Below are 26479 nucleotides of genomic sequence, written 5' to 3'. Positions count from 1 at the left end.
GCCTACCTCGCCGGAAACTCGCCTACCTCGGCAGGGGGTTGCCTACCTCGGAGGGGACGACGGCGGGGCTCAGGCGCGGCTCGGGGTACGGAACGCCCGGTGGTCGCCCGGGTCGTCCTCGGCGCGGATCACGTGCATGACGGCGTTGATGAGCGCCAGGTGCGTGAAAGCCTGCGGGAAGTTGCCCAGGTGCCGCCCGGTGCGCGGGTCGATCTCCTCGGCGTACAGGTTCAGCGACGACCCGAAGGACAGCAGCCGCTCGCACAGCGTCCGGGCCCGCTCTACCTCTCCGATCTCGCACAGCGCCGAGACGAGCCAGAACGAGCAGATCGTGAACGTGCCCTCCTCGCCGGCCAGCCCGTCGTCGGTCTCCTCGGTGCGGTAGCGCAGCACCAGACCGTCCTCGGTGAGCTCCTCGGCGATGGCGAGCACCGTGGCCCGCACCCGCTCGTCGTCCGGCGGCAGGAACCGCAGCAGCGGTACCAGCAGCAGCGAGGCGTCCAGGGAGTCGTCGCCGTACCGCTGGGTGAACACCCCGCGCTCGTCGACGCCCTTGGAGCAGATGTCGGCGTGGATCTCGTCGGCGAGCTTCTGCCACTGCTCGGCGAAGTCCGGCTCGTCGTACAGCCGCGCCAGCCGGGCGCCCCGGTCGAGCGCCACCCAGCACATGAGCTTGGACGAGGTGAAGTGCTGCGGGTCGCCGCGCACCTCCCAGATCCCGCGGTCGGGCAGGTGCCAGTGCTTGGCGGCCTCCTCGACCTGACGCTTCAGGACAGGCCACAGCGCCTCGGGAAGCTGCTCCCGGTTGCGGGTGTGCAGGTAGACCGAGTCGAGGACCGCGCCCCAGACGTCGTGCTGGCTCTGGTTGTAGGCGGCGTTGCCGACGCGGACCGGCTGGGCACCCTCGTAGCCCGTGAGGTGGCTCAGCTCGGACTCGTGCAGCTCCTCCTCGCCGTCGACGCCGTACATGATCTGCAGCTGCTTGTTGTCCTGGCAGGCGTCCTGGATGAACGCGAAGAAGTCGTTCGCCTCGCGGTCCAGCCCGAGGGTGTACAAGCCCCACAGCGCGAACGTGGAGTCGCGGATCCAGGCGTACCGGTAGTCCCAGTTGCGCTCCCCGCCGGGCGTCTCCGGCAGCGACGTCGTCGCCGCGGCGAGCAGCGCGCCGGACGGGGCGTACGTCAGGCCCTTGAGGGTCAGGGCGGACCGCTGCAGGTAGATGCGCCACGGGTGGTCGGGGAAGAAGCCTTGCGTGATCCAGTCGCGCCAGAACTGCTCGGTGCGCCACATCTTCTCGGCGGCCTCGGCGAAGGAACCGGGAGTCGGCAGCGGGGACCAGGCCATGGCGACGAAGTGGGTGTCGCCCTCCTCCATGCGGGTGCGGGCCTGGGCGCGCCGGCCCTCGAGACCGAAGCGCAGCGAGGAGCTGAGCCGCAGGTCGGGGTTGGCGTCCCCGGTGCGGGCGATCACCGACGAGTACCCCTCGTCGAGGTACTCCCAGTCGGGCTCGTACCGGGCGTAGTCGGACATCGGCGAGCACACGACCTCGAGGTCGACCTTCCCGGAGACGCACTTCACGGTGCGCAGCAGGACGTGCTCGGCGTCGTGGTCCGTCGGCGTGCGCCGGTGCGTCTGCGACCGCTCGTCCAGGTTGTGCCAGGGCCCCATGACCATCGCGTCGCGGACCACGAGCCATCCGGTCGAGGTCTGCCAGGTGGTCTCGAGGATGAGGGTGCCGGGGATGTACCGCCGTGCGACGGGAACGCGGACCCCGTGGGGGCCGATGCGGAAGTGGCCCGCTCCGCGGTCCAGGAGCGAGGAGAAGACGCTCGGGGAGTCCGGACGTGGGACGCACATCCACTCGATCGCGCCGCTCGGGGCGACGAGGGCGTTCGTCTCGCAGTCGGACAGGAACGCGTACTCCGCGATCGCGGGGAACGTGCTGCGTCCGTCCGTGCGCGGTGGTGCCTGTGCATCGAGCGTCATGGACCCAGAGTGCGTTGCGGGCGGGTCCGCGCGCCACTTCCCGCCACGGTGGGGCGAGAAGATTCACACAGTTGTGACGTGGCGTCACCTGGTCCGCGCCCCGTCACCCGGGGGCCGTCCGCGTCCGTGCGGCGCCACGACCTGCGACGGCATCACATCTGGCAGATCCGGCGTGCCGATCTCGCGGCTCGTGTCGATCCCCGGCTGTCCCGTTCGACCTGAGGGTGAGAAGGTCTCACACGGAGGCCCGGACATCACAGGAGATGAGGGACATGACCAAGTACATGCTGATCATGCGGGGTACCGACGAGGGCCAGGCGCAGTACGAGGAGACGGACTTCTCCGAGGTGATCGCCGCCATGGGCCGCTACAACGAGTCGATGATGGACGCGGGGGTCCTGACCGCCGGCGAGGGCCTCGCGGACGCCTCGGAGGGCGCCGTCGTCGACTTCTCCTCCGACACCCCGGTCGTGACGGACGGGCCGTACGGGGAGACGAAGGAGCTGTTCAACGGCTTCTGGATCCTCGACGTCGCCTCCCGGGCGGAGGCGATCGAGTGGGCCAAGCGAGCGCCGCTCAGCGGTCCGGGCACCAAGCTCGAGGTCCGTCGCGTGCACGGCGAGGAGGACTTCCCGGCCGACGACGAGTGGATCCAGAAGGAGAAGGAGTGGCGCAAGCAGCTCGGGACGGAGTGACCGGCCCGGCCGGGGTGCCCGACGGCGGCACCCCGACCGCGGGCGGCGGCGCCCGGGGCACGGACGGCCCTGATGCCGCCCGCCGCGCCGTGGAGGCCACCTGGCGCATCGACGCCGCGCGGATCGTCGGTGCGCTCGCCCGGTACACCGGGGACGTCGCCCTGGCCGAGGACGTCGCCCAGGAGGCGCTGGCCGAGGCCCTCGTGGCCTGGCCGCGCGACGGGCAGCCCCGCGACCCGACCGCCTGGTTGCTCACCACCGCGCGGCGGCGGGCCATCGACGCGTTCCGGCGTCGTGCGGGACGCGACGAGCGGTACGCCGCCCTGGGCCACGACCTCGGCGAGGGCGAGGCGCACGCCGGGGCGCCGCCGTCGGACACCGTTGAACCTGACCTGCTGTGGGACCCGGACCGGATCGAGGACGACCGGCTCGCCCTGATCTTCACCGCCTGCCACCCGGTGCTGTCCACGGAGGCGCGGGTGGCGCTCACGCTGCGGGTGGTCGGTGGGCTGACCAGCGACGAGATCGCGCGGGCCTTCCTGCTCCCGCGCACGACGGTCCAGGCGCGCATCACCCGGGCCAAGAAGACGCTCGCCGCGGCCCGGGTCCCGTTCGAGGTGCCGCCCGCTGCCGACCGGCCCGAGCGGCTGGGGTCCGTGCTCACCGTGGTGTACCTGATCTTCACCGAGGGGTCGACGGCGTCGGGCGGCACGGACTGGATCCGCGCCGACCTCGCCCGGGAGGCCGTCCGGCTGGCCCGGGTGCTGGACCGGCTCGTGCCCGGAGAGCCCGAGGTCGCCGGTCTGCTCGCGCTGCTGGAGCTGACCGCGGCCCGGTTCCCGGCCCGCACCGGCCCGGACGGAGAGCCCGTGCTGCTCGCCGACCAGGACCGCCGCCGCTGGGACGTCGGGGCGATCCGGCGTGGACGCGCCGCGCTGGCGCGGGCCACCGCCGTCGGACGCGGGTTGGGGCCGTACGGTCTGCAGGCCGCGATCGCCGAGCAGCACGACGTCGCGCGGTCGGTCGACGACACCGACTGGGAGCAGATCGTCGTGCTGTACGAGGCGCTCGGCCGCGTCGCACCGTCGCCCGTCGTGGAGCTGAACCGGGCCGTCGCGGTGTCGATGGCGTCCGGTCCGGCCGCCGCGCTGGAGATCGTCGACGACCTCGCCGCCCGCGAGGTGCTCACCGGGACCTACCTGCTGCCCAGCGTCCGGGGCGAGCTGCTGTCCCGCCTCGGACGCCGGGACGAGGCCCGCACCGAGCTGGAGCTCGCGGCGCGGCTGTGCGGCAACGACCGCGAGCGCGGGGTGCTGGAGGCCAAGGCCGCGGCCCTGGGCGGGTCGTCGTAGGCTGACGAGGTATCGCCGACCGGCGCACCGCCGTCGGCCCCCCGTCCCCGACCGTGAGGTACCACCATGACCACGCTGCCCACCGCCACCGGCTCCTTCGGCGACAAGCCCGAGATCACCTTCCCCGAGGGCGACGCCCCGTCGGGCCTGCAGGTCCAGGTGCTCGAGGAGGGCTCCGGCCCCATCGTGGACGCCGGCCGCACCATCGTCGTCAACTACTACGGCCAGACCTGGGGCGGCCAGATGTTCGACAACTCCTGGGACCGCGGCCAGACCATCGACTTCCCGATCGGCGTCGGCGCCGTCATCGGCGGCTGGGACAAGGGGCTCGTCGGCCGCAACGTCGGCGACCGCGTGCTGCTGTCCATCCCGTCCGAGCACGGCTACGGCCAGCGCGGCGTGCCGCAGGCCGGTATCCCCGGCGGGGCGACCCTGGTGTTCGTCGTGGACGTCGTCGACGTGAAGTGAGCATCGCGGACGCGGGGAGGGCTGCACCGCAGGGTCGCGTTCACGGTCGCTGCGCGACCTCCACTCCGGGGGTGACGACCCCGCCGTGCAGCCCTCCGCGCGTCCGCCGCATTCAGCGTCCGGGGGAGCACTACCCCTTGCGAGAGCGGGTGACCGTGAAGCGGGGGTCCTGGGCGACGTGGTCCGTGGGTCCGACGGCACGGGCGAGCGACCCGCGGTAGCGCAGCCGCGTGTTGTACACGCACCACAGCTCCCCGCCGGGACGCAGGATCCGCCCGGCCGCGGCGAACATGCGGTGCGCGGCGTCCGTGCTGACGGCGGCACGGTCGTGGAAGGGCGGGTTGAGCAGCACGACGTCGGCGCTCTCGTCGGCCAGGCCGGCCCCGGCGTCGTCGCGCTGCACGACGGCGGAGACGCCGTTCGCCGCCAGCGTCGCCCGGGTGGACGCCACCGCCGCCGCCGAGCGGTCGGTGGCCACCACGCTCGCCAGCGGGTAGCGGCGGGCCAGCACCACGGACAGCAGCCCGGTGCCGCACCCGAGGTCGACGGCGTCGTGCACCCGCTCGGCGGCGGGCCAGCGACCGGCGGTGCTCAGCAGGAACCGGGTGCCGTGGTCGAGGGCCGCTCCGGCGAACGCTCCGCCGTGCGCGACGACGTCGAGACGGGGCGGGGGAGCGCCGCCGTCGGTCGGGGTCGCCGCCGCCAGCAGCTCCGGGTCGGTCAGGAGCTCGCGGACCGGGTACAGGGGCGCGGCGTCGCGGATCTCGGGGCGGGGACCGGACGCCACCAGGGCCCGGGACTTGCTGCGCGCCAGCGTGGCGCGGACCGCGGTGAAGCGGTCGGCGAGCACGTCGTTCATGGCACGGGTCATGTGCTTGATGCGGCCACCGGCCAGGAGCGTGACGTCGTCGGCCGCGTGCCGGGCGACGGCCTCGGCGATCTCGGTGAGCTCGGCCAGCGACTTGGGCAGCTGCAGCAGCACCAGCCGGGCGCCGTCGAGCAGTGCCGGCTCGAGCGCGTCGACGATCGTCGCGCGCCGTCGCAGGTCGTCGGGGTCCTCGTCGAGGTGGTGGCGCAGCGCGAGCTCGGCGCCGAGGGCGTCGGTGTGGGTGCGCACGTCCGGCGCGCCGAGGGCGAGCGCGCCGAGCGTGAGCGCCCCGAAACGGTCGCCGAGGACGACGACGTCGCCCGGACCCGTCGCGGCGAGGCGATCGGCGGCCTCGGCCAGCAGCAGCCGGTCGGTGGCGTCGACGGCGACCGGACCGTCGGCGCGGGTGCCGTCGTCGGGCCAGGGCACGAGCCGGTCGAGCACGGCGGTCACGGTGGGCGGCAGGGCGGCAGGGGGTGTCACGGCACGACCGTAGTCTGGGCGCATGACCGAAGCCACGTCGTCCGAGGCCCGTGTGTCCATCACCTACTGCACCCAGTGCCGCTGGCTGATGCGGGCGGCGTGGGTCGCCCAGGAGCTGTTGCAGACGTTCCGCACGCGGCTCGGCGAGGTCGCGCTCGTGCCGGGGACGGGCGGGGTGTTCCGCGTGGAGCTGGTGCGGTCGCCCGGCGAGGAGCCGGTGCTGCTGTGGGACCGCAAGGCCGAGGGCGGGTTCCCCGAGATCCCGCCGCTCAAGAAGGCCGTACGGGACGCCGTCGCGCCGGACATGGCCCTCGGGCACACCGACAGGGTCGCCTCCGGCGAGTGATCACGTCGGCAGTCCGTCGTCGGTGCGGCAGTCCGAAGCGCCGATCCGACGAGGATCTGCCGCGCTGATCAGTCCTCGGCCTTCCGCTCGGCCGCGATCCGCTCCTCCTCGGCGCGCACCGCGGCGGCCGTCTCGCGCTCGCGGACCAGCCACGCCGGGGGGTCCTCGCGCAGCTCGTCGATCTGCTCCGTGGTCAGCGGCTCGGTGATGCCGCCGCGCGCCAGCCCGCCGATCGAGATGCCGAGCCGGCCGGCCACGACCGGACGCGGGTGCGGACCGTTGCGGCGCAGCTCGTCGAGCCACTCCGGCGGGTTCTGCTCGAGCTGCTCCAGCTCGGCGCGGCTGATGCCTTTCTCCTGGAACTCCGCCGGCGTGGCGGGCAGGTAGACACCGAGCCGCTTCGCGGCGTTCGTCGGCTTGAGGACCTGCTGGGAGAAGGGTGTTCCGGCCATGCACCCAGCCTAGACGCGCGGGCAGGGTGGCGCCGCACCGTAACCTGGCCACGTGAGCGAGGACACCCGGCCCGTGGGGCCCGACGACGGCGATCTGCCCGCGGACGAAGCCCCCCGGTTCCGCCTGGGGTTCGTCCCGGGCGCGACGCCCGGCAAGTGGGCCCGCACGTGGGAGCAGCGTCTGCCCCGGGTGCCGCTGGATCTCGTGCCGGTCGAGGCGGCCGAGGTCGTCGGCGCGGTGCGTGCCGGGGACGTCGACGCGGCGATCGGACGGCTGCCCGTCGACAAGGACGTGTTCCACGCGATCGAGCTCTATGCCGAGCTGCCGATGGTCGTGGTCTCGCGCGACCACCTGCTGGCGGCGACCGAGGAGTCCGAGCACGTCACGACTGCCGACCTGGCCGAGGACGTCCTGTGGGTGCCGGCCGACGACGTGCTCTTCACCGGTGACCGACCCCGGCCCGGAAGGTCCCCCGAGGCGTACGACGACGGCACCGGGACCCTGGTGATCCCGGCCCCGGCCACGACGGCGGAGGCGATCGCCTGGGCCGCCACGGGCAGCGGCGTCGTGGTCGTCCCGATGTCCCTGGCGCGGCTGCACCGGCGCAAGGACGTCGTCCACCGCGTGCTCGACGACGGCCCCGAGGCGCCGGTCGGGCTGGTCTGGCTCCGCGACGGGCTGACCGCGGAGACGGGTGAGCTCGTCGAGGAGATGGTCGGGATCGTGCGCGGCCGGACCGCGAACAGCTCCCGCGGACGGGCGGGGGAGTCGGCGAGGGCCTCCACCAAGGCGGCGGGCGCCAAGAAGGCGTTCGGCGCTGCCGCGAAGAAGGCCGGGACCGCGGGCGGACGCGGGGGAGCGGCGGGCGCCCGCCGCGGCGTGTCCCCGGGCGCCCGCCGCGGCCGACCAGGAGGCGGCAAGGGGCGCGGCAAGCGGCGCTGAGCCTCAGCCCTGCGATGTCTCCGAGCGGGCCAGCAGCCCGCGCACCGCGTCGATCGTGTCGGCCTCGGCGGCGGTCTTGTCGTCGCGGTAGCGCAGCACGCGGGCGAAGCGCAGGGCGACGCCGCCGGGGTAGCGGGTGGAGCGCTGCACGCCGTCGAACGCGATCTCGACGACCTGCTCCGGGCGCACCTTCACCACGTAGCCGTCGGTCGGGCCCTCGGCGAGCTCGGTGAACCGCTGCGTCTGCCAGGCGAGCATCTCGTCGGTCATGCCCTTGAAGGTCTTGCCGAGCATGACGAACCCGTCGCCGGCGGGGTCTCGCGCGCCGAGGTGGATGTTCGACAGCCACCCGCGCCGCCGCCCGGACCCCTGCTCGACGGCGAGCACCACCAGGTCGAGGGTGTGCCGCGGCTTGACCTTGACCCAGGCGGCCCCGCGCTTGCCGGCGGCGTACGGGGCCTCGAGGTCCTTCACGACCAGCCCCTCGTGGCCGGCGCCCACGACCTCGTCGAAGAACTCCTGCAGCGCCGCGGCGTCGGCGTCGACGAGCCGAGGGACGACGGCGTCCGGCGGCGCCGCCCGGTCGAGCGCGGCCAGGCGCTCGCGGGCCGGCGCGTCGATCAGGTCGGTGCCGTCGAGGTGCAGCAGGTCGAAGAACTTCACGGTCAGCGGCAGGCTCGTACCCGGGTCCGCCTCGTGGGTGCCGGTGCGCGACGCCGTCTCCTGGAACGGCCGCGGCCGTCCGGCGTCGTCGAGGGCGAGGGCCTCGCCGTCGAGCACGGCGGCGTCCACCTCCAGGGAGCGGGCCAGCGCCACGACCTCGGGGAGGCGGTCGGTGATGTCGTCGAGCGACCGGGTGAACACGGCGACGTCGTCACCGGCCACGTGCACCTGGACACGGATGCCGTCGAGCTTCACGTCTGCCGCGACGGACGTGTCGGCGAACCGTTCGACGGCGGCGTCGACGTCGGGTGCGGACGAGGCCAGCATGGGGCGCACCGGGCGGCCGACACGCAGGGTGAAGGCCTCCAGCGCCGGCGTCCCGCCGGTCAACGCGGCCCGCGCGATCGGGCCGGACAGCGCGCTGAACATGGCCGCGCGGCGCACGGCCTTCGTCGGGACGTCGGCCGCCGCGGCGATGGCGTCGAGCAGGAGCGAGTCCAGGGCGCCCTGACGCAGCTCGCCGCGCAGCAGGCCGGCCAGGAACCGTTGTTCGTCGGCCGTGGCCCGGGAGAACAGCTCGGTGAAGGCCTGCGTGCGCGCCGTGTGGGAGCCCGTGCCCTCGAGCGCCTGCATCGCGGACAGGGCGGCGTCGACCGCGACCGGGGTCAGCGTGGCGGCGTCCGCCGCAGGCGGCAGGTCGGACAGCGTGCGCCACCCGAGGCCGGTGCGGCGCTGCCGGGGGCGACCGGACAGGAAGGCGGCGACGATCTCGATCTCGTCGCCGTCGTCGCCCTCGGGCGGGCGCGCCGACGGCGGAGCGGCCTCTCGCAGCGCCTCGGCCAGCAGCTCGCGCTTGCTCAGGCGGGACCGCGTCGCGGCGACCGCGGCGTGCGTCCGGACCAGCTCGGTGAGCAGCACAGGTCGATCGTCGCAGCCGGGACCGACATGCGCAGGGCTCAGGCGGTCACCGGGTGGACGGCGTCGTAGGCCTCGCGGGCGGCGAGCACGTCGGCGGAGTGGTCCAGGGTCCAGCGTTCGAGGGCCTGCAGGGGGCCGAGCACGTCGTGACCGGCGGCGGTGAGCGCGTACTCGACGCGCGGCGGGACCTCGGCGTGCACGGTGCGCTGCACGAGGCCGTCCCGCTCGAGGCCGCGCAGCGTCTGGGTGAGCATCTTCTGCGAGACGCCGTCGACGCGCTGCGCCAACGCGGAGAAGCGCTGCGGGCCGTCGGCCAGCGCGCCGACGACGAGGACGGTCCACCGGTCGGCGACACGGTCGAGGACCGTGCGGCTCGGGCAGGCCTTGAGGTACGGGTCGAACGGGATCTCGGTCACGGTGCATCCTCCTTGCGAACCACGATCCTACGTCCTAGAGTTTCCGATGGAAACCTACTCTCCGTTAGAGAGTGACATGCCAGCAGAGAGCGAGAGAGTCATGGCACGCATCACCGTCATCGGGGGCACCGGCTACGCCGGGGAGCACATCGTCCGCGAGGCCGCCCAGCGCGGTCACGAGGTCACCTCGCTGAGCCGGTCCGAGCCCACCGAGCCCGTCGACGGCGTGCGGTACACCACCGGCTCCGTCCTGGACGAGGCGACCGTGGACAGCGCCGCGCAGGGGGCCGACGTCGTCGTCGCGACCGTCTCCCCGCGCGGCGACATGGCCGGCCAGGTCCGCCCCGCCTACGCCCGGCTCGCGGACCGCGCCGCGGCGCACGGGGTGCGCCTCGCCGTCGTCGGCGGCGCCGGGTCCCTGAAGGTCAGCGAGGACGGCCCGCGCGTCGTCGACGGCCCCGACTTCCCGGACGCGTTCAAGGCCGAGGCGCTGGAGTTCACCGACATCCTCGCCGACCTGCAGGACGCCCCCGAGGGCCTCGACTGGTTCTACCTCAGCCCGCCGGCCGTCTTCGGCTCCTACGCCCCCGGCGAGAAGACCGGCACGTACCGCACCGGCGGTGACGTGCTCCTGGCCGACGACGAGGGCAGCTCGTTCATCTCGGGCGCCGACTTCGCGACCGCGCTGGTCGACGAGCTGGAGAACCCGACGCACCGCCGTCGGCGGTTCACCGTCGCGAGCTGACACCTGGCACGACGCGGCCCGCCCCTCGCCGAACGGTCGAGGGACGGGCCGTCGTCGTCCCGGCGCGGTCGCTCGGGCGGCCTGCCAGGGTCGCTCAGGCGGCCGCGGGGAACGGCACGCCGGTCGTGGCGTGGCAGCGGTAGCCGTGCGGGTTCTTCGCGTCGGACAGGTACTGCTGGTGGTAGTCCTCGGCGTAGAAGAACGGGCCTGCCTCGGCGGCCGGGCGAAGCTCGGTGGTGATCGGGTCGTAGCCCTTCGCGGCCAGCACCTCGCCGTAGCGCTCGGCCGTGGACCGCGCGGCCTCGGCCTGCTCCGGCGTCGTCCAGTAGATGCCGGAGCGGTACTGGGTGCCGACGTCGTTGCCCTGGCGGAAGCCCTGGGTCGGGTCGTGGCGCTCCCAGAAGATCCGCAGCAGCTCCTCCTCGGACACCTGCTCCGGGTCGTAGGCGACCATCGCGGTCTCGGTGTGCCCGGTCCGCGCGGTGCAGACCTCCTCGTAGGTGGGGTTCGGCGTCGTGCCACCCATGTAGCCGACGGCGGTGCTCACGACCCCGGGGACCTGCCAGTAGATCTCCTCGGCGCCCCAGAAGCAGCCCATGGCGAGGTACAGCACGCGGGTGCCGGGCTCCCAGGGGCCGACGATCGAGGTGCCGAGCACGGTGTGCGGACGGGGAGCGGGCAGCACCGGCCCCTCCCGGCCCGGCAGGGCGTCCTCCGGCGCGACCATCGTCGTCTTGCCGCCGCCGAACAGGTTCTCGAAGATCATCGTTCCTCCTGACTGGGACGGGTCTCTCCGTCCGAGGGTGCCAACGCGGCGCGGGCCGGTGGTGTTCCTCGGCCGGACCGAGCGCCCGGGTCAGTCGAGGTCGCGTACCGCGCGGGCCTCGACGTCGGCGAGCACCTCGTCGGCGACCTCGGGACTGACGAGCCCCTCGTTGCGCGCCCGGACGCACACGTCCCGCTCGATCTCGACGGCGTCGCGCAGCAGTGCGTCGACCTGCTCGTCGTAGCGGTCGTCGCCGTCCCCCTGGGCGCGGGCCCGGGACAACGCCCGCTGGGCGGTCAGGTACCCCTCGTACTGCTGGGCGACGGCCTCGCGCACCGGGTCCGGAACGTCCGTCCGGACGCGCACGGCCTCCAGCGCCGCCACCGTCGCCTCCTCGCGCAGCCGGGCGATCTCGGCGGTCCCGTCGCCGGCCCGCCCGACGCCCAGCCACCGCACCACCGGTGCGAGCGTCAGCCCCTGCAGCACCAGGGTCGCCAGGACCACCATCAGTCCGACGAACACGACGGTGTCGCGCAGCGGGAAGTCGTCCCCGGAGGCGACCACGTGCGGCAGGGCGAGCGCCGAGGCGACGGAGACGACGCCGCGCATCCCGGCCCACGAGACGACGGTCGTCTCCCGCCGGGTGAACGCCCCGATGCCCGCCACCTCGGGCGGAGCACCCTGCTTGCGGGCGCGCGAGGCCATCCCGCGTTCCAGCCACCACAGCGCCGGGAACATCCAGACGAACCGGAGCACCACGAGCACCGCGACGACGGCGAGCGCCAGGGGGAGCGCGGTCCGCTCCACCGGGCTGCCGTCCAGCACCGACGTCAGCTCGAAGCCGATGAGCACGAACACGACCCCGGTGATCAGGTAGTCCGCGTACTCCCACACCGCCCGGCCGAGCAGCCAGCCGCCGGACGTCACCGACGCGTGGGACACCGACCGCAGCACGAGGCCGAGGGTGAGCACCGCCAGCACGCCGGAGCCGAGCCACTCCTCGGCCAGCAGGTAGGCGGCGAACGGCAGGGCGATCGTCACGGTGGTCTCCGCGGCGGGCACGTGCAGCCGCCCGAGCACCACGTGGCCCAGCCAGCCCGCGGCCAGGCCCACGGCCACCCCGACGACGACGGCGAGCAGCAGGTCGAGCCCGACCTCCCCGGCCGTGACCGACCCGGCCACCACCGCCGCGACGGCCACGTGGTAGATCACCAGCGCGGTGGCGTCGTTGAACATCCCCTCGCCCTCGAGCACGGTGACGACCCGGCCGGGCAGCCGCAGCCGGCGGGCCACGGCCGTCGCCGCCACCGGGTCGGGCGGGGCCACGATCGCCCCGAGCACCCAGGCGACCGCCCATGGTGCGCCCGCGGCGTGCGCGACGACGGCGACCAGTCCCGCCGAGGCGATGGTCAGCCCGACGGCGGTCAGCAGGATGGGCCGCGACTGGCTGCGGAACTCCCGCACCGTCGAGCGCTGCGTGGCGGCGAACAGCAGCGGTGGCAGCACCACCGGCAGGATGATCTCGGGGGAGAGGCGCAGGGCGGGCACGGCCGGGAACAGCGGCAGTGCGATGCCGAACAGCGTCAGCAGCACCGGCAGCGGGACGCGGACGCGGTCCGCGAGCGGGGTCAGCACCACCACCCCGGCGACGATGACTCCCCACAGGGCGACCGACGACATGTGACGTCTCCCGGGGACGGCGGTGAGGGACGAGGCAAGTCTGCCCGTGACGGGCCCTCGGCGCACCCGCCGGACGCCCGGTACGCCGGGCGCCCCGATAGCCTGCTGACCATGGCGACGGAGCCCACCGACCCCTTGATCCTGCCGGACGCGTCCGCGTGGCGCGCCTGGTTGGACGACCACGAGGACACGGCGACCGACGGCGTCTGGGTCGTGCTCGCCCGCAAGGGCCGGCCGGGGCCCACCGGCCTGACCCGCGACCTGGCGCTCGAGGAGGCCCTGTGCAGCGGCTGGATCGACGCCCAGAGCCGCCGTCGCGACGAGGACACCTCCCTGCAGCGCTACTGCCCGCGCCGACGGCGCAGCGCCTGGTCAGTGCGCAACCGCGAGATCGCCGACCGGCTCGTCGCCGAGGGCCGCATGCGCCCCCGCGGGCAGGCCGAGATCGACCGCGCGCACCAGGACGGCCGGTGGGACGCCGCCTACGGGGGAGCCGTCACGATCGAGGTCCCCGCCGTGCTGGCCGACGCGCTGGCCGCCAGCCCGCGGGCCGCCGTGGCGTGGGAGCGGCTGAGCGCGCAGAACCGATCGACCATCCTGCACCGCCTGTCCACGGCGCGGCGCGAGGAGACCCGGGCACGCCACGCCGCACGCTTCGTGGCGATGCTCGAACGGGGCGAGACGCCCCACCCGCAACGGCGCAGCGTGCTCCCGGACGACTGACCGTTCCCCGCGCGCGATCGTCGGGCATTCCGGTCATGACCGGCCTAGGGTGGGGCCGTGACCAGCCCGGCAGGACCCGAGAGCCGAGACGGCGACGCCGTCCCCGCCAGCGTGCGTGCCGCGGCCGCGTGGTCCTGGAGGCTGCTGCTGATCGCCGCGGGGGTCGCCGGGGTCGTCTGGTTGCTCGGCCAGCTGAAGACGATCGCCGTGCCGGTCGCCGTGGCCCTGCTCGTGACGATCCTGCTCCGGCCGATGCGGCGGATGCTCGAGAACGCCGGTGTACCGCGTGGTGCGGCGACGGCGCTGTCGCTGGTCGCCCTGATCGTCTTCGTCGCGGGCCTGGTCACGCTGGCCGGCTCCCAGATCGTCGCCGGGTTCCAGGACCTGTGGGACCAGGCGGTCCAGGGGTTCCAGGAGTTCGTCGACTGGTTGTCGGAGGGCCCGCTCGGCCTCGACGCCCAGCAGCTCTCGAACTACACGAACCAGCTGCAGGACCTGGTGGCCAGCCAGAGCTCGAACCTCATCACCGGGGCGCTCGGCGCCGCGAGCACCGTGGGCCACGTCCTGGTGGGCATCATCATCGCGATCTTCTGCACGATCTTCTTCCTCCAGGACGGCCGGAACATCTGGACCTGGGTGGTCAACCTGCTCCCGCTGCCCGCGCGCGAGAAGGTGCACCAGGCCGGACGCCGCGGCATGGTCACTCTCTCCTCCTACGTGCGCACCCAGATCCTCGTCGCCCTGGTCGACGGCGTCGGCATCGGGATCGGCGCGGCGTTCTTCGTGCCGTCCCTCGCGCTGCCGATCGGCATCCTGGTCTTCGTGGGCTCGTTCGTGCCCATCCTCGGAGCCATCGTCACCGGGGCGATCGCCACCGCCGTCGTGCTCGTGGCCCAGGGCTGGGTGGCCGCGCTGATCATGCTGGGCATCGTGCTGCTCGTGCAGCAGCTCGAGAGCCACATCCTGCAGCCCCTGCTCATGGGTCACGCGGTCTCCCTGCACCCGGTCGCGGTCGTGCTCGTCGTCGCCGCCGGCAGCCTCGCGGCCGGGCTCATCGGTGCGCTGTTCGCGGTGCCGCTCGCCGCCGTGCTCAACACGGTCGTGCAGTACCTGCACGGCCACGACAAGTTCCCCGAGCTCGGCACCGCCGACCACGTCCCGCTGCTGCGCAAGCAGGCCTTCGCCGACCTGCCCGGGACGCTGCTGTGGTCGAACCGCGGAGGCCGCGAGGACGACGCGCCGCAGGACGGCCCCGTCGACCCCGGTAGCGGTTCCGGCGCCACGGGTCGCCGCGGCCCGTCGACGTGACGGAGGACATCGTGGACCCGGGCCTCCGCGTCGCATACTGGGGCACGTGAACTCACCGACACCCCTGGACCGAGTGACCCTCGCCGACGTCGAGGCAGCCGCCGAGCTGCTCGACGGGGTGGTGACCCGTACCCCGGTGCACCCCTTCCGGGCGCTGACCCAGCTCGCCGGCGCCGACGTCGTCCTCAAGTGCGAGAACCTGCAACGCGCCGGATCGTTCAAGATCCGCGGCGCCTACACCCGACTCAGCCGGCTCACACCCGAGGAGCAGCGTGCCGGCGTGGTGGCGGCCTCGGCCGGCAACCACGCCCAGGGCGTCGCGCTCGCGGCCGAGAAGCTGGGCATCCCGGCCGTCGTCTACATGCCCGTCGGCGCGTCCGTCCCCAAGCTCGAGGCGACCCGCGGCTACGGCGCCGAGGTGCGCCAGCTCGGCAACAGCGTCGACGAGGCGCTGTCCGCCGCCCGCGCGGAGGCCGCCCGCACCGGCAAGGTGCTCATCCACCCGTTCGACCACCCCGACGTCGTGGCCGGCCAGGGCACCGTGGCCCTGGAGATCCTGGAGCAGGTGCCCGACGTCGGCACCGTCGTCGTGCCGCTCGGCGGTGGCGGCCTCGTGGCCGGGATCGCCACGGTGCTGGCCGAGGTCGCGCCCCACGTGAAGGTCGTCGGCGTGCAGGCCGCCTCGGCGGCGGCCTACCCGGCCTCCCTGGCGGCCGGGCGTCCGATCGCCGGCGACCTGGAGTCGACGATGGCCGACGGCATCGCCGTCGGCATGCCGGGCGACGTGCCCTTCGAGGTGCTGCACCGCCTGGGGGTCGAGGTCCGGACGGTCACCGAGGCGGAGATGTCGCGGGCGCTCCTGCTCGTGGCCGAGCGCGGCAAGCTCGTCGTCGAGCCGGCCGCCGCGGCCGCCGTCGCGGCGGTGTCCGCGTCCCCGGGCGCCTTCACCGGCACCGTGGTGCCGGTGCTCTCCGGCGGGAACATCGACCCGCTGCTGCTGCAGCGCGTGGTCCAGCACGGTCTCGTGGCGGCCGGCCGCTACCTGCAGATCTCGGTGCGGCTGTCGGACGAGCCGGGGGCGCTGGCCTCGCTGCTGGACACGGTGGCCGCCGCCGAGGGGAACATCGTGCGCGTCGACCACCGGCGCACCGACACCACGCTGGAGGTCTCCGAGGTGCTGGTGACCCTGCAGCTCGAGACCACCGGTCCCGAGCACTGCGCGGCGGTGCTGGACCGGCTGCGGCGGGACGGCTACCAGGTCACCTGACGGCGTCGGGCACCCCGCGACGAGATCGACCCTCGTGGTTCGAGATCGACTCACCATGAGTCGATCTCGAACCACGAGGGTCGATCTCGTCGTGCGGAGCGGGGCTCGGCCGGTTCCGTCTCAGCCGGTGCTGTCGGCCGGCGGAGCCTGCGGTTCCGCCGGGTGCGAGTGCCTCGTTCCTCGGCCCTCACACCCGGCTGCACCTCCGTCTCAGCCGGCGGCGGGCTGGGACTCCGGCTCGGTGATCAGCGGGTACACGCCGTTCTCGTCGTGGACCTCGCGGCCGGTGACCGGCGGGTTGAACACGCACACGCACGTGATGTCGGTCTTCGGCCGCACCTTGTGCTTGTCGTGGTCGTTGAGCAGGTACAGCGTGCCCGGCTTGAGCTCGTGCACCTCACCCGTGGCGAGGTCCTCGATCTCCCCCTCGCCCGAGGTGATGAACACGGCCTCGTAGTGGTTCGCGTACCAGAAGTAGTTGTCGGTCCCCGCGTACAGCGTGGTCTCGTGGACGGAGAACCCGACACCCTCCTTGGCCAGGATGATGCGCTTGGAACGCCAGTTCTCGGTCTTGATGTCGGCGTCGGTGTCGGTGATCTCGTCGAGCGTGCGAACGAGCATGGAGCCTCCTCGAAGTATGGGTCGGTGGTCGGGTCAGCGTGCCGTCGAGCGGCTCAGGAACCCAGAGCGGCCGTGATGGCCTCGTCCAGGATCGCCAGACCCTGACGCAGCTCGTCCTCGGTGATGGTCAGCGGCGGCAGCAGCTTGACGACCTCGTCCTCGGGACCGGAGGTCTCCACGAGCATGTGACGCTCGAACGCGCCGGTGGTCACCTTGTCGGCCGTCTCGCCGTCGGGGAACTGCAGGCCGCGGGCCAGGCCGCGACCCTTGCTGACCAGGTCGAGCTTCGGGTAGCGCGCCACGATCTCGTTGAAGAAGCCCTCGATGATGGCGCCCTTGGCCAGGGTCTCCTTCTCGAGGGTGTCGTCCGACCAGTAGGTGCGGATGGCCTCGGACGCCGTGGCGAAGGCCGGGGCGAAGCCGCGGAACGTGCCGTTGTGCTCGCCGGGCTCGAAGATGTCGAGCTCGGGGCGCACCAGCGTGATGGCCAGCGGCAGGCCGTAGCCGGAGATCGACTTCGACAGGCAGATCATGTCCGGGTAGATCCCGGCCTCCTCGAAGGAGAAGAACCCGCCGGTGCGGCCGCAGCCCATCTGGATGTCGTCCAGGATGAGCAGGATCTCGTGGCGCTTGCACAGGTCGGACAGCGCGCGCAGCCACTCGGCGCGGGCCGCGTTGATGCCGCCCTCGCCCTGCACCGACTCGACGATGATCGCCGCCGGCTCGTTCAGACCGCTGCCCGCGTCCTGGAGCAGACGCTCCAGGTAGGCGAAGTCGTCCTCGGCACCGGCGAGGTAGTCGTCGTAGGGCATCGGCGTCGCGTGGACCAGCGGGATGCCCGCGCCGCCGCGCTTCATGGAGTTGCCCGTCACCGACAGCGCGCCCAGCGTCATGCCGTGGAACGCGTTGGTGAAGTTGATGATGGACTCGCGGCCGGTCACCTTGCGGGCCAGCTTCAGGGCCGCCTCGACGGAGTTGGCGCCACCCGGGCCGGGGAAGATGACCTTGTGGTCCAGGCCGCGCGGCTCGAGGATGTGCGAGCGGAAGGTCTCGAGGAACTCGCGACGTGCGGTCGTGAACATGTCCAGCGAGTGGACCATGCGGTCGTCGGCGAGGTAGTCGATCAGGACCTTCTTCAGCACGGGGTTGTTGTGCCCGTAGTTCAGCGAGCCGGCGCCCGCGAAGAAGTCCAGGTAGGCCGTGCCGTCTTCGGCAAAGACCGTCGCGCCGGTCGCGCGGTCGAACACCACAGGCCAGGCACGGGAGTAGCTGCGGACCTCGGACTCGAGGGCAGAGAAACCCGTGGGGTCGTCGTGGGAGGACGCGTCGGGGGTCGGTGCGGACAGGGTTGTCACGGAGGACACTCCTTCGATGGTGCGCGCCGGTGCGGAGAAAGAAAGGGAAGGACTGCGTCGTCACCTGCGCGCCGAACCGGCGCAGTCCGAGGTCTTGCGTCTTAGCGGATGCCGTCGATCACCAGCAGGGGCTCGGCCTCGTGGCCGTCCGGGAAGTGGTGCGCCTCGAACCCGGTGACCTCGTCGAGGGTCGCTCCGCGCTGCTCGGCCCACCGCTGGAAGACGCGGCGGGAGGACGTGTTGTCCTCGGTCACGGTGGTCACCAGGGAGCTCACCTCCGGCTGGTCGTCGATCACGGCGTCGATGAGTCGGCCGGCGAGGCGGTGGCCCCGGGCGCGCTCGTCGACGGCGACCTGCCACAGGAAGTAGCGGGTCGGGTCCGCCGGCAGCCGGTAGCCGGTCACGAAACCGACGACGTCGCCGCCCATGAGGGCGATCCGGCACGTGTCGGCGAAGTGGTCGGCCAGCAGCAGATAGGCGTACGAGGAGTTGAGATCGAGCGAGCCGGAGTCGCGGGCGACGCGCCACATGGCGGCGCCGTCGGAGACATCCGGTCGACGGATCGTGAGGGTTGCATCGGGCGCCCCTGACACCGAGTCGGCGGTCGTGGGGGCGTTCGGACCTGTCTCTGGGATCGTCATACCGTACTCAACCATAGACACATCACCGGCAAAATCTCACGCCCGTCCGTCGGGACCACGGCGGTCGAACCGGAGGTCAGCGCGCGACTGCGCTGGTCCGGGCTGCGCCGGGCGGACATGTGTGGATACGGTGAGAGGTTCCGCGGGCGGTGGCGACGGGGCCCTGCGGCGCCGTCGCCACCCGCCGTTCGCGGGCGCCTCAGCCGGAGAACGGCTTGGCGGACGTGACCTTGACCGGGATGTCCCGCCCGTTGGGGGCGGTGTAGCTCACCTCGTCACCGACCTTCTTGCCGTCGATCGCGGCGCCGAGGGGCGAGGTGGGGGAGTACACGTCCAGGTCGGTGGTGCCGGCGATCTCGCGGGAGCCGAGCAGGAACGTCATCTCGTCCCCGGCGACCTCCGCGGTCACGACCATGCCGGCCTCGACGGTGCCGTCGTCGGCGGGCCGGCCGACGGCGACGTGCCGCAGCTTCTCGGTGAGCTCGCGGATCCGGGCCTCGTTCTTCGCCTGCTCCTCGCGCGCGGCGTGGTACCCGCCGTTCTCCTTGAGGTCGCCCTCGTCACGGGCGGCGGCGATACGCTCGGCGATAGCGGTCCGGGCAGGTCCGGAGAGGTGTTCCAGCTCCGCCGTCAACCGGTCGTGAGCTTCCTGGGTGAGCCAGGTGACGTTGCTCTCGGTCACGTGGACTCTCCTTTCTGGTGCTCGTCGGTGCCCGGCGCGCGCCGCGCGTTCGTCCGGCCGACGGGCGTCGGCACGCGCGTCGGCTCGTGCTGGACTACGTGTGAATAGGTCAGGATACCGGACGCCGGCGTCCGCGCGGCAGTCCCCCCGGGGGCGTCAGGGGCGTCACGGCGCGGTCGCGGTGCACCCGGCGACGACGGCCGACGTCGCCTCCTGGGAGGTGCCGACCGTGACCTCGTAGGCGCTGGTCCGGGTCTGCGCCGGGCCGACCGGGACGTCCAGCGTGCCGACCTGGGCATAACTGGGCGCCAGCGCCTCGATCGTGCACGTCGCCGTCGTCCCGACCGGCATGTGCACCTGGAACGTGACCTCGATCTCCTCGGGGCCGAGCACGTCGAACGACACCATGTCGTGGGCGACCGGGTCGTCGGCCTGCCGCAGCGTCGCGAACCAGGCCGTGCCGGCGACCGCCGCCGTCAGTGCCGCCGCGATCGCCGCCTTCGCGCCCCGTCCCAACGGCCCGCCCCGGCGGGCCGAGCCGCCGGCGGGTCCGGCGGTGCCGTACCGGTCGGCGGGGGCGGCGGGATGCTGCGTCTGGCTCATGACACCATTGTCCCTGACGACTGCGGACGTCCCGCACCACCCTGGGAGGACTCTTGACCGGCGAGCCACTGCGCCTGATGGCCGTGCACGCACACCCCGACGACGAGTCGAGCAAGGGGGCCGCCACCACGGCCCGCTACGCCGCCGAGGGCGTGGAGGTGCTGATCGTCACGTGCACCGGCGGCGAGCGCGGCGACGTGCTCAACCCGTCGTTCGAGGTGCCGGCGGGGCACGAGTTCGAGACGGTCGAGGGCCGACTGGCCGTGCGACGCCTGGAGATGGCGGCCGCCGCCGAGGCGCTGGGCGTGCGTCAGCACTGGCTGGGGTTCGTCGACTCCGGCCTGCCCGAGGGCGACCCGAAGCCGCCGCTCCCGGAGGGCTGCTTCGCCCTCGTGCCGCTGGAGGAGGCCTCGGCGCCGCTGGTGGAGCTCGTCCGCGAGTTCCGCCCGCACGTCATGACGACCTACGACCCCACGGGCGGCTATCCCCACCCGGACCACATCAAGTGCCACGAGGTGGCGTTCGAGGCATACCACGCGGCCGGTGACGCGAGCCGGTACGTCGTCGACGGCGGCGCGGACGCCTGGACGCCCTCGAAGCTCTACTACAACCACGGCTTCTCCCTGGACCGGCTGCGCGCCGTGCACGAGGCGATGGAGGGCGCCGGGCTGGAGTCGCCGTTCGGCGACTGGATCGAGTCCCGGGCCGCGCGCGAGATCCCGGAGCGGGAGGTGACCACGCACATCGAGGTGGCCCCGTACTTCGCCCGTCGCGACGCCGCGCTGACCGCGCACGCCTCGCAGATCGACCCCGACGGGTTCTTCTTCGCCGTCCCCCGCGACATCGAGGCGGACGTGTGGTCCACCGAGGAGTTCGAGCTCGCGGACTCCCGCGTGCCGGTCAGCACGCCGGAGGACGACCTCTTCGCCGGCGTGCGGACGGGGTCCTGATGCCGACGGCGCTGCTCGCGCGGGTCGCGGCGGACGTCGTACCGGCCCCGTCGCCCAGCCCGACGGCGCGGGTGCTGGAGGACTGGGAGGTCACCCCGGGTCTGGAGGGCTTCCTCGCGACCTTCGCGATCGCCGTCGCCGCCGTCCTGCTGTTCCTGTCGCTCAGCCGCCACCTGCGCAAGGCCGACAACTACGCGCGCGAGCACGGCATCGAGATCCCGGAGCGGCGCAGCATCGGCGTCCGGCGCGACGCGACCGGCGACGGCGGGCCCTCCGAGGCCACGCCGACCTCGCCCGACGTCGCTCCCGGCCCGGCGGCCGACGGGCCCGCCGAGGAGGGGCAGCAGGACGTCGGCACGCCGGACGCCGGGTCTCCCGACGACGGTCGGGAGCCGCGATGACGGCGCGCGTCACGGTCGCCCAGGTCACGATCGCCGACGACCACGAGGCCAACCGGTATCTCGTCGTCGACGCGTTCGCCCAGGCCGCGAAGCTCTCGGCGGACCTGCTGGTCCTGCCGGAGTACGCCTCCGGCTACCACCGCTCGGGCGTGGGGATCGAGCACGCCGAGGACCTCGACGGCCCGTTCGTGAGCCTGCTGCGCGAGCAGGCGGCGGCCACCGGCGTCGCCGTGATCGCCGGGGTCACGCTGCCCGGGGACGAGCCCGGGCCCGACGGCGGGCCCCGCAAGGGCGTCAACGCCGTCGTGGCGGTCGACGGTGCCGGCGAGCTGGTCGGCGTCTACCGCAAGGTGCACCTGTACGACGCCTTCGGCACCCGGGAGTCGGACCGGCTGCAGGCAGGGCCCGTGGACGCCGAGCCCCTCACGATCCGCGTCGGCGACCTGACGTTCGGCGTCATCACCTGCTACGACCTGCGGTTCCCGGAGTCGGCGCGGCGCGTGGTCGACGCCGGGGCGGACGTGCTCGTGGTGCCCGCCGCCTGGGTGGCCGGCCCGCTGAAGGCCGAGCACTGGCGCACCCTGCTCACCGCCCGCGCGATCGAGAACACGGTCGTGACCATCGGCGTCGGCATGGCGGGCAAGGGCGTCACGGGCCGCTCCACGCTCGTGGGGCCGGACGGCGTCGTCGGCCTCGAGATGGACGACAAGCCGCAGTACCGCACGGTCGACCTCGACGCCGAGGAGCTGACGAAGGCCCGTGAGGCCAACCCCTCCCTGGTGAACCGGCGCTACACCGTCGTCCCCCGCGAGGCCTGAGCGCTCGGTCGCGGACGCACCGCGGGGAGACGGGCCCTCGGCAGGGTCGCGTTCACGGTCGCTGCGCGACCTGCACTTCGCGATCGACGACCCCGCCGAGGGCCCGTCTCCCCACCGTCCAGCACGGCCGCCCGGGCGTCCCGACGTGGCCGCCACCCGGGATCAGACGGCGAGCGAGGCCAGGTAGATCGCCACGGTGTGGCAGGCGAACCCGATCACCGTCAGCACGTGGAAGATCTCGTGGAAGCCGAACCAGCGCGGCGAGGGGTCGGGGTACTTGGTGCCGTAGACGACCGCGCCGAGGGTGTAGGCCAGGCCGCCGCCGGCGACGAGCCAGACGACGGCGGGTCCGCCCGTGGCGCCGAACTGGCCGAGATAGGCCACCGCGACCCATCCGAGGGCGACGTAGACCGGCACGTACAGCCAGCGCGGCGCGTTCATCCACAGCACGCGCGCGAGGAGGCCGGCGACGGCGCCGCTCCACACGATGGTGAGCAGGATCGTCGCCGACCGCTGGTCCAAGAGCGCGACGGCCAGCGGGGTGTAGGTGCCGGCGATGATGAGGAAGATGTTGGCGTGGTCCATCCGGCGCAGCACGGCCTCGACCCGCGGCGACCAGGTGCCGCGGTGGTACACGGCGCTGGTGCCGAACAGCATCAGGGCGCTGAGGCCGAAGATCGCGGCCGCGACCTTGCCGGCCACGGGTTCGGCCAGGACGACGAGCACGATGCTGGCGGCCAGGGCGAGCGGCGTGGTCACGGCGTGGATCCACCCGCGCAGCTTCGGCTTGAGTCGTCGGGCCTGCGCGGTGGCGCCCACCGCGACGGTCTGCACGACGCCGGAGACGGTCTCGCGCGCGCCGTGGGCGGCGTCGCGGGCGGCGTCCTTGGCCGCCGAGCCGACGTCGGCAGCGTCGGGGACGGCGACGTGCCGCCGTTCGTGCGGCGCGGTTCCGGTCACGTGTCCTCCTTGCTGAGCCGACAACCTACGGTTCCGTAGGTTACGCCAGCGTAAGGTACTGGCGCCAGGATCCGGCCGGGAGTCTGTGAAGATCGTGCGACAACTCCGCGCCCCCTGCCCGTCGGGGCCGGTCCGGGGCGTTCGTCGACGTCGGGCGGCGGTACCGTTGACCCGATTCGTCCGCCCGAGCACCCGTGAGGACCTGCGTGCGCCTGCCCCATCCGCTGTACAGCCTGTACGAGCGTCGGCTCGCGGCGTCGCTGCCGTCCGCGCAGATGCCTCGGCACGTCGGGGTCATCCTCGACGGCAACCGCCGCTGGGCCAAGTCGTTCGGCGAGACCGCCGCCACCGGGCACCGTCGCGGCGCGGACAAGATCACCGAGTTCCTGGGCTGGGCCGAGGAGCTCGGCATCGAGGTCGTCACCCTGTGGATGCTGTCCACGGACAACCTCGCCCGCTCCGACGACGAGCTGGCCGACCTGCTCGACATCATCTCCGACGCCGTGCGCGACCTGGCCGAGTCGGGGCGGTGGCGCCTGCGGATCGTGGGCCGGCTGGACCTGCTCCCCGAGCGTCTCGTGGGCACGCTGCGCGAGGCCGCGGCCGCCACCGCCGACGTCGAGGGGCTGCACGTCAACGTCGCCGTCGGGTACGGGGGACGGCACGAGATCGCCGACGCCGTGCGGTCCTACCTGCGCGCCGAGGAGGCGCGCGGCACCACGCTGACCGAGCTGGCGGAGCGGCTCGACGTCGAGGACATCGCCGCCCACCTGTACACCAAGGGCCAGCCCGATCCCGAGCTGGTGATCCGCACCTCCGGCGAGCTGCGGGTGGGTGGGTTCCTCATGTGGCAGAGCGCGCACAGCGAGCTGTCGTTCTGCGAGGCGTACTGGCCCGACTTCCGCCGGGTGGATTTCCTGCGTGCGCTGCGCGACTTCTCGCGTCGTGAGCGCAGACTGGGTCGGTGACGAGAGACCCCGGCGCCGGTGCCGGGACAGGAAGGCGGACACGATGACCACGCAGCCGGTTCCCGGGTCGGCGCGACGCGCCGCGACGACCTGGGAGGCGTTGTTCCGCGCCCAGGTCACGCTGATGCGCCGGTTCCAGGCCGACGACGTCTGGGTCGAGCTGTCCATCCGTGAGTACGACGTGCTGTTCACGCTGTCCCGCGCGGAAGACGGCAGGATGCGCCTGCGCGACCTCAACGAGAACGTGCTGCTGGCCCAGTCGTCGCTGTCGCGGATGGTCGAGCGGCTGGAGGGCCGGGGTCTGGTGACCCGGGCGCCGGCACCGGACGACGCCCGCGGCACGCTGGTGGGGCTGACCGACGCCGGGAGCCGGCTGCAGCGACAGGTCGGACGCCGGCACGTGCGCGCGATGGGCCAGTACGTGGGCCGTGCTCTCGACGACGACGAGCAGGCCGAGCTCGTGCGCCTGCTGACCAAGCTGCGCGCGGCCCAGGCCGGGATCCCGGACTGGACCCCGCACGATTGACCGGGGCCGATATCCTCGGCGCGTGACATCGACGCCGACCGCCGCCCCGCCCCCGACCGCCGAGCCGCCGCACGTCGTCCTCGTCCCCGACTCGTTCAAGGGCAGCCTGGACGCCACCGAGGTCGCCGCCGCCCTGCGGGAGGGCGTCCTGGCGGCCGCACCGGACGCCCGCGTCACGTCGCTGGCGATGGCCGACGGCGGGGAGGGCACGCTGGACGCCCTCGTCGCGTCCTGGCAGTCGGCCGTGCACACCGTCGAGACCGTCGACGCCATCGGCCGTCCGACCACCGCCCGCTGGACCGTGTCGCCCGACGGCGGCGTCGGGGTCGTCGAGCTGGCGGAGGCCAGCGGCCTGCCGGGCGTGAGCGACGAGCCGTTGCAGCCCCTGCACGCGGGCACGCGCGGGACCGGTGACGTCGCCGCGGCCGTCCTGGACGCCGGGGTGAGCGAGGTGCTCGTCTGCCTCGGCGGATCGGCCTCGACGGACGGCGGTGCGGGCATCCTCTCCGGGCTCGGCGCCCGGATGCTCGACGCCGACGGCCAGGTGGTCCCCGACGGCGGCGAGGGCTTGGCCCGCGTCACCTCCGTCGACCTGTCCGGGTTGCACCCCCGAGCGCGCGAGGTGCGCTGGCGCCTGGCCGTGGACGTCACCAACCCCTTGCTCGGCGAGCTCGGTGCGGCGGCGGTCTTCTCCCCGCAGAAGGGCGCCGGTCCGGGAGAGGTCGCGTTCCTCGACGAGGCGCTGACCCGGTGGGCCAACCTGCTCGAGCGCGAGACCAGCGTCCGCGTGCACGAGCTGCCCGGCGCCGGGGCCGCCGGGGGAGTGCCCGCCGGTCTCGCCGCCGTCCTCGGCGCCGAGCTGGAGCCGGGGGCGCTGCTCGTGGCCGAGGCGGTCGGGCTGCCCGCCGTGCTCGCGGACGCCGCCCTCGTCCTCACCGGCGAGGGCTCGTTCGACTCCCAGTCCGTGCGCGGCAAGGTGGCCGACGGCGTGGCGCGCCTGGCCGCCGCGTCCCCGGCCCGGCCGCCCGTGGTCGTCGTGGCCGGGCAGGTGCTGCTGCCGGTGGAGCAGACCCGTGCGGCCGGCATCACCGCGGCCTTCTCGATCGCCCCGGGACCGATCGGCCTCGACGAGCTGATCCCCCGGACGGCGACGCGTCTGGCGGAGGTCGCGGCGTCGGCGACGAACCTGCTGTTCGCGGGGCGCCGGCGGGGCTGACGCCGCGGCGGCGCCGCACGGCACGGCCGGTGCCGGGGCATGCTCCCCGGCACCGGCCGTGCCGTGCTCGCGGACGGGGGATCAGCCGCCGGCCTCGATCGTGTGGGGGTGCGAGCTGTGCTCCACCTCGATCCGGCGCGGCTTGGCCTCCTCGGCCACGGGGATCGTCAGCGTGAGCACGCCGTCGGCGTAGGCCGCCGTGATGTGGTCGAGCGCCAGCCCGCGCCCGAGGGTGATCTGCCGTGCGACGGTGCCCGCCGGGCGCTCGCGCAGCAGCCACTGACCCTCGGCGGAGCGTGCGGTCCGCTCGGCCCGGACGGTCAGGGTGCGATCCTCGACCGAGACGTCGATGCTCCCGGGGTCGATCCCGGGCAGGTCGGCGGCCAGGACGAAGTGGTCGTCCTCGCGGAACAGGTCCATCGGCATCGCCGAGGCGTTCCGCGTGGTGAGGGGGATCGAACCGAAGAGTCGGTCCATCTCCTGGAACGGGTCCCAGTACGTAGCCATCGCGCATCACCTCCTCGACGAGGCCGCGCCCGCGGCCTCGGCCCGCGACGGGTGCGCCGGTCCGTCCGGCGTCACCTGGCTACACACCCAGAATTAGCACTCTCGGTCCACGAGTGCCAGGTCTGCCGCGTTCGCTCTCGGTGAACGGCCGG

28 protein-coding genes and 1 pseudogene are annotated in these 26479 nt (G+C 73.5%); 15 read left to right on the top strand and 14 right to left on the bottom strand.

The genetic code is table 11. The features are described 5' to 3' along the window. Positions 1 to 69: 69 nt before the first annotated feature. Positions 70 to 1986: a glycoside hydrolase family 15 protein gene (locus tag PO879_RS12550; RefSeq protein WP_278235217.1), complete on the bottom strand. Its 1917-nt coding sequence runs from the start codon at positions 1984 to 1986 to the stop codon at positions 70 to 72. Positions 1987 to 2258: 272 nt separating this feature from the next. On the opposite strand from PO879_RS12550, the gene PO879_RS12545 reads away from it, so the two are divergent. The 3 genes from PO879_RS12545 (at position 2259) to PO879_RS12535 (ending at position 4501) form a co-directional block, all read left to right on the top strand. Continuing rightward, the gene (locus PO879_RS12545) at positions 2259 to 2681 is read left to right on the top strand and encodes a YciI family protein (protein ID WP_278235216.1); all 423 of its coding nucleotides are present in this window, start codon (positions 2259 to 2261) and stop codon (positions 2679 to 2681) included. A gap of 89 nt (positions 2682 to 2770) precedes the next feature. Then, on the top strand, positions 2771 to 4033 hold the full coding sequence (locus PO879_RS12540; protein WP_278237535.1) for a sigma-70 family RNA polymerase sigma factor: 1263 nt from the start codon (positions 2771 to 2773) through the stop codon (positions 4031 to 4033). 66 nt (positions 4034 to 4099) lie between these two features. Further along, a complete protein-coding gene (locus PO879_RS12535; protein WP_278235215.1) occupies positions 4100 to 4501 on the top strand; it encodes an FKBP-type peptidyl-prolyl cis-trans isomerase in 402 nt (133 codons plus the stop codon). A gap of 130 nt (positions 4502 to 4631) precedes the next feature. Here PO879_RS12535 and PO879_RS12530 read toward each other — a convergent pair whose 3' ends face one another. After that, positions 4632 to 5852, bottom strand: a complete 1221-nt coding sequence (locus PO879_RS12530) for a methyltransferase (protein WP_278235214.1) — start codon at positions 5850 to 5852, stop codon at positions 4632 to 4634. 22 nt (positions 5853 to 5874) lie between these two features. On the opposite strand from PO879_RS12530, the gene PO879_RS12525 reads away from it, so the two are divergent. Beyond that, positions 5875 to 6198, top strand: a complete 324-nt coding sequence (locus PO879_RS12525) for a SelT/SelW/SelH family protein (protein ID WP_278235213.1) — start codon at positions 5875 to 5877, stop codon at positions 6196 to 6198. Between the two features lie 68 nt (positions 6199 to 6266). Here the strand turns inward: PO879_RS12525 and PO879_RS12520 are convergent, their stop codons facing one another. After that, positions 6267 to 6650 carry a DUF5997 family protein gene (locus PO879_RS12520; protein ID WP_278235212.1) on the bottom strand — a complete coding sequence of 128 codons (384 nt, stop codon included), beginning with the start codon at positions 6648 to 6650 and terminating at the stop codon, positions 6267 to 6269. Between the two features lie 52 nt (positions 6651 to 6702). On the opposite strand from PO879_RS12520, the gene PO879_RS12515 reads away from it, so the two are divergent. Beyond that, positions 6703 to 7593 carry a LysR substrate-binding domain-containing protein gene (locus PO879_RS12515; protein WP_278235211.1) on the top strand — a complete coding sequence of 297 codons (891 nt, stop codon included), beginning with the start codon at positions 6703 to 6705 and terminating at the stop codon, positions 7591 to 7593. 3 nt (positions 7594 to 7596) lie between these two features. Here the strand turns inward: PO879_RS12515 and PO879_RS12510 are convergent, their stop codons facing one another. Both PO879_RS12510 and PO879_RS12505 read right to left on the bottom strand, forming a co-directional pair. Continuing rightward, positions 7597 to 9174: an ATP-dependent DNA ligase gene (locus PO879_RS12510; RefSeq protein ID WP_278235210.1), complete on the bottom strand. Its 1578-nt coding sequence runs from the start codon at positions 9172 to 9174 to the stop codon at positions 7597 to 7599. Between the two features lie 38 nt (positions 9175 to 9212). Continuing rightward, positions 9213 to 9590, bottom strand: coding sequence for a helix-turn-helix domain-containing protein (locus PO879_RS12505; RefSeq protein ID WP_278235209.1), 378 nt, complete (start codon positions 9588 to 9590; stop codon positions 9213 to 9215). A 100-nt stretch (positions 9591 to 9690) separates the two neighbouring features. Here PO879_RS12505 and PO879_RS12500 point away from each other — a divergent pair, with 100 nt between their 5' ends. Beyond that, positions 9691 to 10335 (top strand): NAD(P)H-binding protein, encoded by a 645-nt coding sequence (locus PO879_RS12500; RefSeq protein WP_278235208.1) that lies wholly within the window; start codon positions 9691 to 9693, stop codon positions 10333 to 10335. A 94-nt stretch (positions 10336 to 10429) separates the two neighbouring features. Here PO879_RS12500 and msrA read toward each other — a convergent pair whose 3' ends face one another. Both msrA and PO879_RS12490 read right to left on the bottom strand, forming a co-directional pair. After that, positions 10430 to 11101 carry a peptide-methionine (S)-S-oxide reductase MsrA gene (gene msrA, locus PO879_RS12495; RefSeq protein ID WP_278235207.1) on the bottom strand — a complete coding sequence of 224 codons (672 nt, stop codon included), beginning with the start codon at positions 11099 to 11101 and terminating at the stop codon, positions 10430 to 10432. A 90-nt stretch (positions 11102 to 11191) separates the two neighbouring features. Beyond that, entirely contained in the window at positions 11192 to 12781 is a 1590-nt protein-coding gene (locus PO879_RS12490) for a Na+/H+ antiporter (protein ID WP_278235206.1), read from the bottom strand. Between the two features lie 111 nt (positions 12782 to 12892). On the opposite strand from PO879_RS12490, the gene PO879_RS12485 reads away from it, so the two are divergent. The 3 genes from PO879_RS12485 to ilvA are packed head-to-tail and all read left to right on the top strand — an operon-like array spanning position 12893 to position 16079. Next, the gene (locus PO879_RS12485; RefSeq protein WP_278235205.1) at positions 12893 to 13504 is read left to right on the top strand and encodes a YdeI/OmpD-associated family protein; all 612 of its coding nucleotides are present in this window, start codon (positions 12893 to 12895) and stop codon (positions 13502 to 13504) included. Positions 13505 to 13561: 57 nt separating this feature from the next. Beyond that, positions 13562 to 14812, top strand: coding sequence for an AI-2E family transporter (locus PO879_RS12480; protein WP_278235204.1), 1251 nt, complete (start codon positions 13562 to 13564; stop codon positions 14810 to 14812). Positions 14813 to 14858: 46 nt separating this feature from the next. Continuing rightward, on the top strand, positions 14859 to 16079 hold the full coding sequence (gene ilvA, locus PO879_RS12475) for a threonine ammonia-lyase (RefSeq protein ID WP_278235203.1): 1221 nt from the start codon (positions 14859 to 14861) through the stop codon (positions 16077 to 16079). Between the two features lie 210 nt (positions 16080 to 16289). On the opposite strand, the gene PO879_RS12470 is transcribed toward ilvA, so the two are convergent. The 5 genes from PO879_RS12470 to PO879_RS12450 all read right to left on the bottom strand — a co-directional run bounded on the left by PO879_RS12470 (position 16290) and on the right by PO879_RS12450 (position 19981). After that, positions 16290 to 16700: an ectoine synthase gene (locus tag PO879_RS12470; protein ID WP_278235202.1), complete on the bottom strand. Its 411-nt coding sequence runs from the start codon at positions 16698 to 16700 to the stop codon at positions 16290 to 16292. A 53-nt stretch (positions 16701 to 16753) separates the two neighbouring features. Next, positions 16754 to 18046, bottom strand: a complete 1293-nt coding sequence (ectB, locus tag PO879_RS12465; RefSeq protein WP_278237534.1) for a diaminobutyrate--2-oxoglutarate transaminase — start codon at positions 18044 to 18046, stop codon at positions 16754 to 16756. Between the two features lie 110 nt (positions 18047 to 18156). Beyond that, the gene (gene ectA, locus PO879_RS12460; RefSeq protein ID WP_278235201.1) at positions 18157 to 18696 is read right to left on the bottom strand and encodes a diaminobutyrate acetyltransferase; all 540 of its coding nucleotides are present in this window, start codon (positions 18694 to 18696) and stop codon (positions 18157 to 18159) included. Positions 18697 to 18895: 199 nt separating this feature from the next. Further along, positions 18896 to 19378, bottom strand: a complete 483-nt coding sequence (gene greA / locus PO879_RS12455; RefSeq protein ID WP_278235200.1) for a transcription elongation factor GreA — start codon at positions 19376 to 19378, stop codon at positions 18896 to 18898. A 165-nt stretch (positions 19379 to 19543) separates the two neighbouring features. Further along, positions 19544 to 19981, bottom strand: coding sequence for a DUF4307 domain-containing protein (locus tag PO879_RS12450; RefSeq protein ID WP_278235199.1), 438 nt, complete (start codon positions 19979 to 19981; stop codon positions 19544 to 19546). Between the two features lie 77 nt (positions 19982 to 20058). On the opposite strand from PO879_RS12450, the gene mca reads away from it, so the two are divergent. The 3 genes and pseudogenes from mca to PO879_RS12435 form a co-directional block, all read left to right on the top strand. Then, positions 20059 to 20931 carry a mycothiol conjugate amidase Mca gene (mca, locus tag PO879_RS12445; protein ID WP_278235198.1) on the top strand — a complete coding sequence of 291 codons (873 nt, stop codon included), beginning with the start codon at positions 20059 to 20061 and terminating at the stop codon, positions 20929 to 20931. Then, positions 20931 to 21332, top strand: coding sequence for a hypothetical protein (locus PO879_RS12440; protein ID WP_278235197.1), 402 nt, complete (start codon positions 20931 to 20933; stop codon positions 21330 to 21332). The genes mca and PO879_RS12440 overlap by 1 nt, the downstream gene beginning before the upstream one ends. Beyond that, positions 21332 to 22150 (top strand): annotated as a pseudogene (locus PO879_RS12435) (carbon-nitrogen hydrolase family protein); the annotation flags it as partial. The gene PO879_RS12440 and the pseudogene PO879_RS12435, both read left to right, overlap by 1 nt. Positions 22151 to 22312: 162 nt before the next feature. Here the strand turns inward: PO879_RS12435 and PO879_RS12430 are convergent. Beyond that, complete coding sequence (locus PO879_RS12430; RefSeq protein WP_278237533.1) at positions 22313 to 22984, bottom strand: hemolysin III family protein; 672 nt, start codon at positions 22982 to 22984, stop codon at positions 22313 to 22315. Between the two features lie 332 nt (positions 22985 to 23316). Between PO879_RS12430 and PO879_RS12425 the strand changes: the two genes are divergently transcribed. The 3 genes from PO879_RS12425 to PO879_RS12415 are packed head-to-tail and all read left to right on the top strand — an operon-like array spanning position 23317 to position 25820. Continuing rightward, positions 23317 to 24078, top strand: a complete 762-nt coding sequence (locus PO879_RS12425; RefSeq protein ID WP_278235196.1) for an isoprenyl transferase — start codon at positions 23317 to 23319, stop codon at positions 24076 to 24078. A gap of 43 nt (positions 24079 to 24121) precedes the next feature. After that, complete coding sequence (locus tag PO879_RS12420) at positions 24122 to 24604, top strand: MarR family winged helix-turn-helix transcriptional regulator (RefSeq protein WP_278235195.1); 483 nt, start codon at positions 24122 to 24124, stop codon at positions 24602 to 24604. Between the two features lie 22 nt (positions 24605 to 24626). Then, positions 24627 to 25820: a glycerate kinase gene (locus tag PO879_RS12415; RefSeq protein ID WP_278235194.1), complete on the top strand. Its 1194-nt coding sequence runs from the start codon at positions 24627 to 24629 to the stop codon at positions 25818 to 25820. Between the two features lie 81 nt (positions 25821 to 25901). Here PO879_RS12415 and PO879_RS12410 read toward each other — a convergent pair whose 3' ends face one another. Then, positions 25902 to 26327, bottom strand: a complete 426-nt coding sequence (locus tag PO879_RS12410; RefSeq protein ID WP_278235193.1) for an Hsp20/alpha crystallin family protein — start codon at positions 26325 to 26327, stop codon at positions 25902 to 25904. Between the last annotated feature and the right edge of the window lie 152 nt (positions 26328 to 26479).

It is taken from the genome of Isoptericola sp. AK164 (genome assembly GCF_029643425.1).
Classification (GTDB): Bacteria; Actinomycetota; Actinomycetes; order Actinomycetales; family Cellulomonadaceae; genus Isoptericola; species Isoptericola haloaureus.
This window is presented reverse-complemented; position numbering and strand designations above follow the sequence as displayed.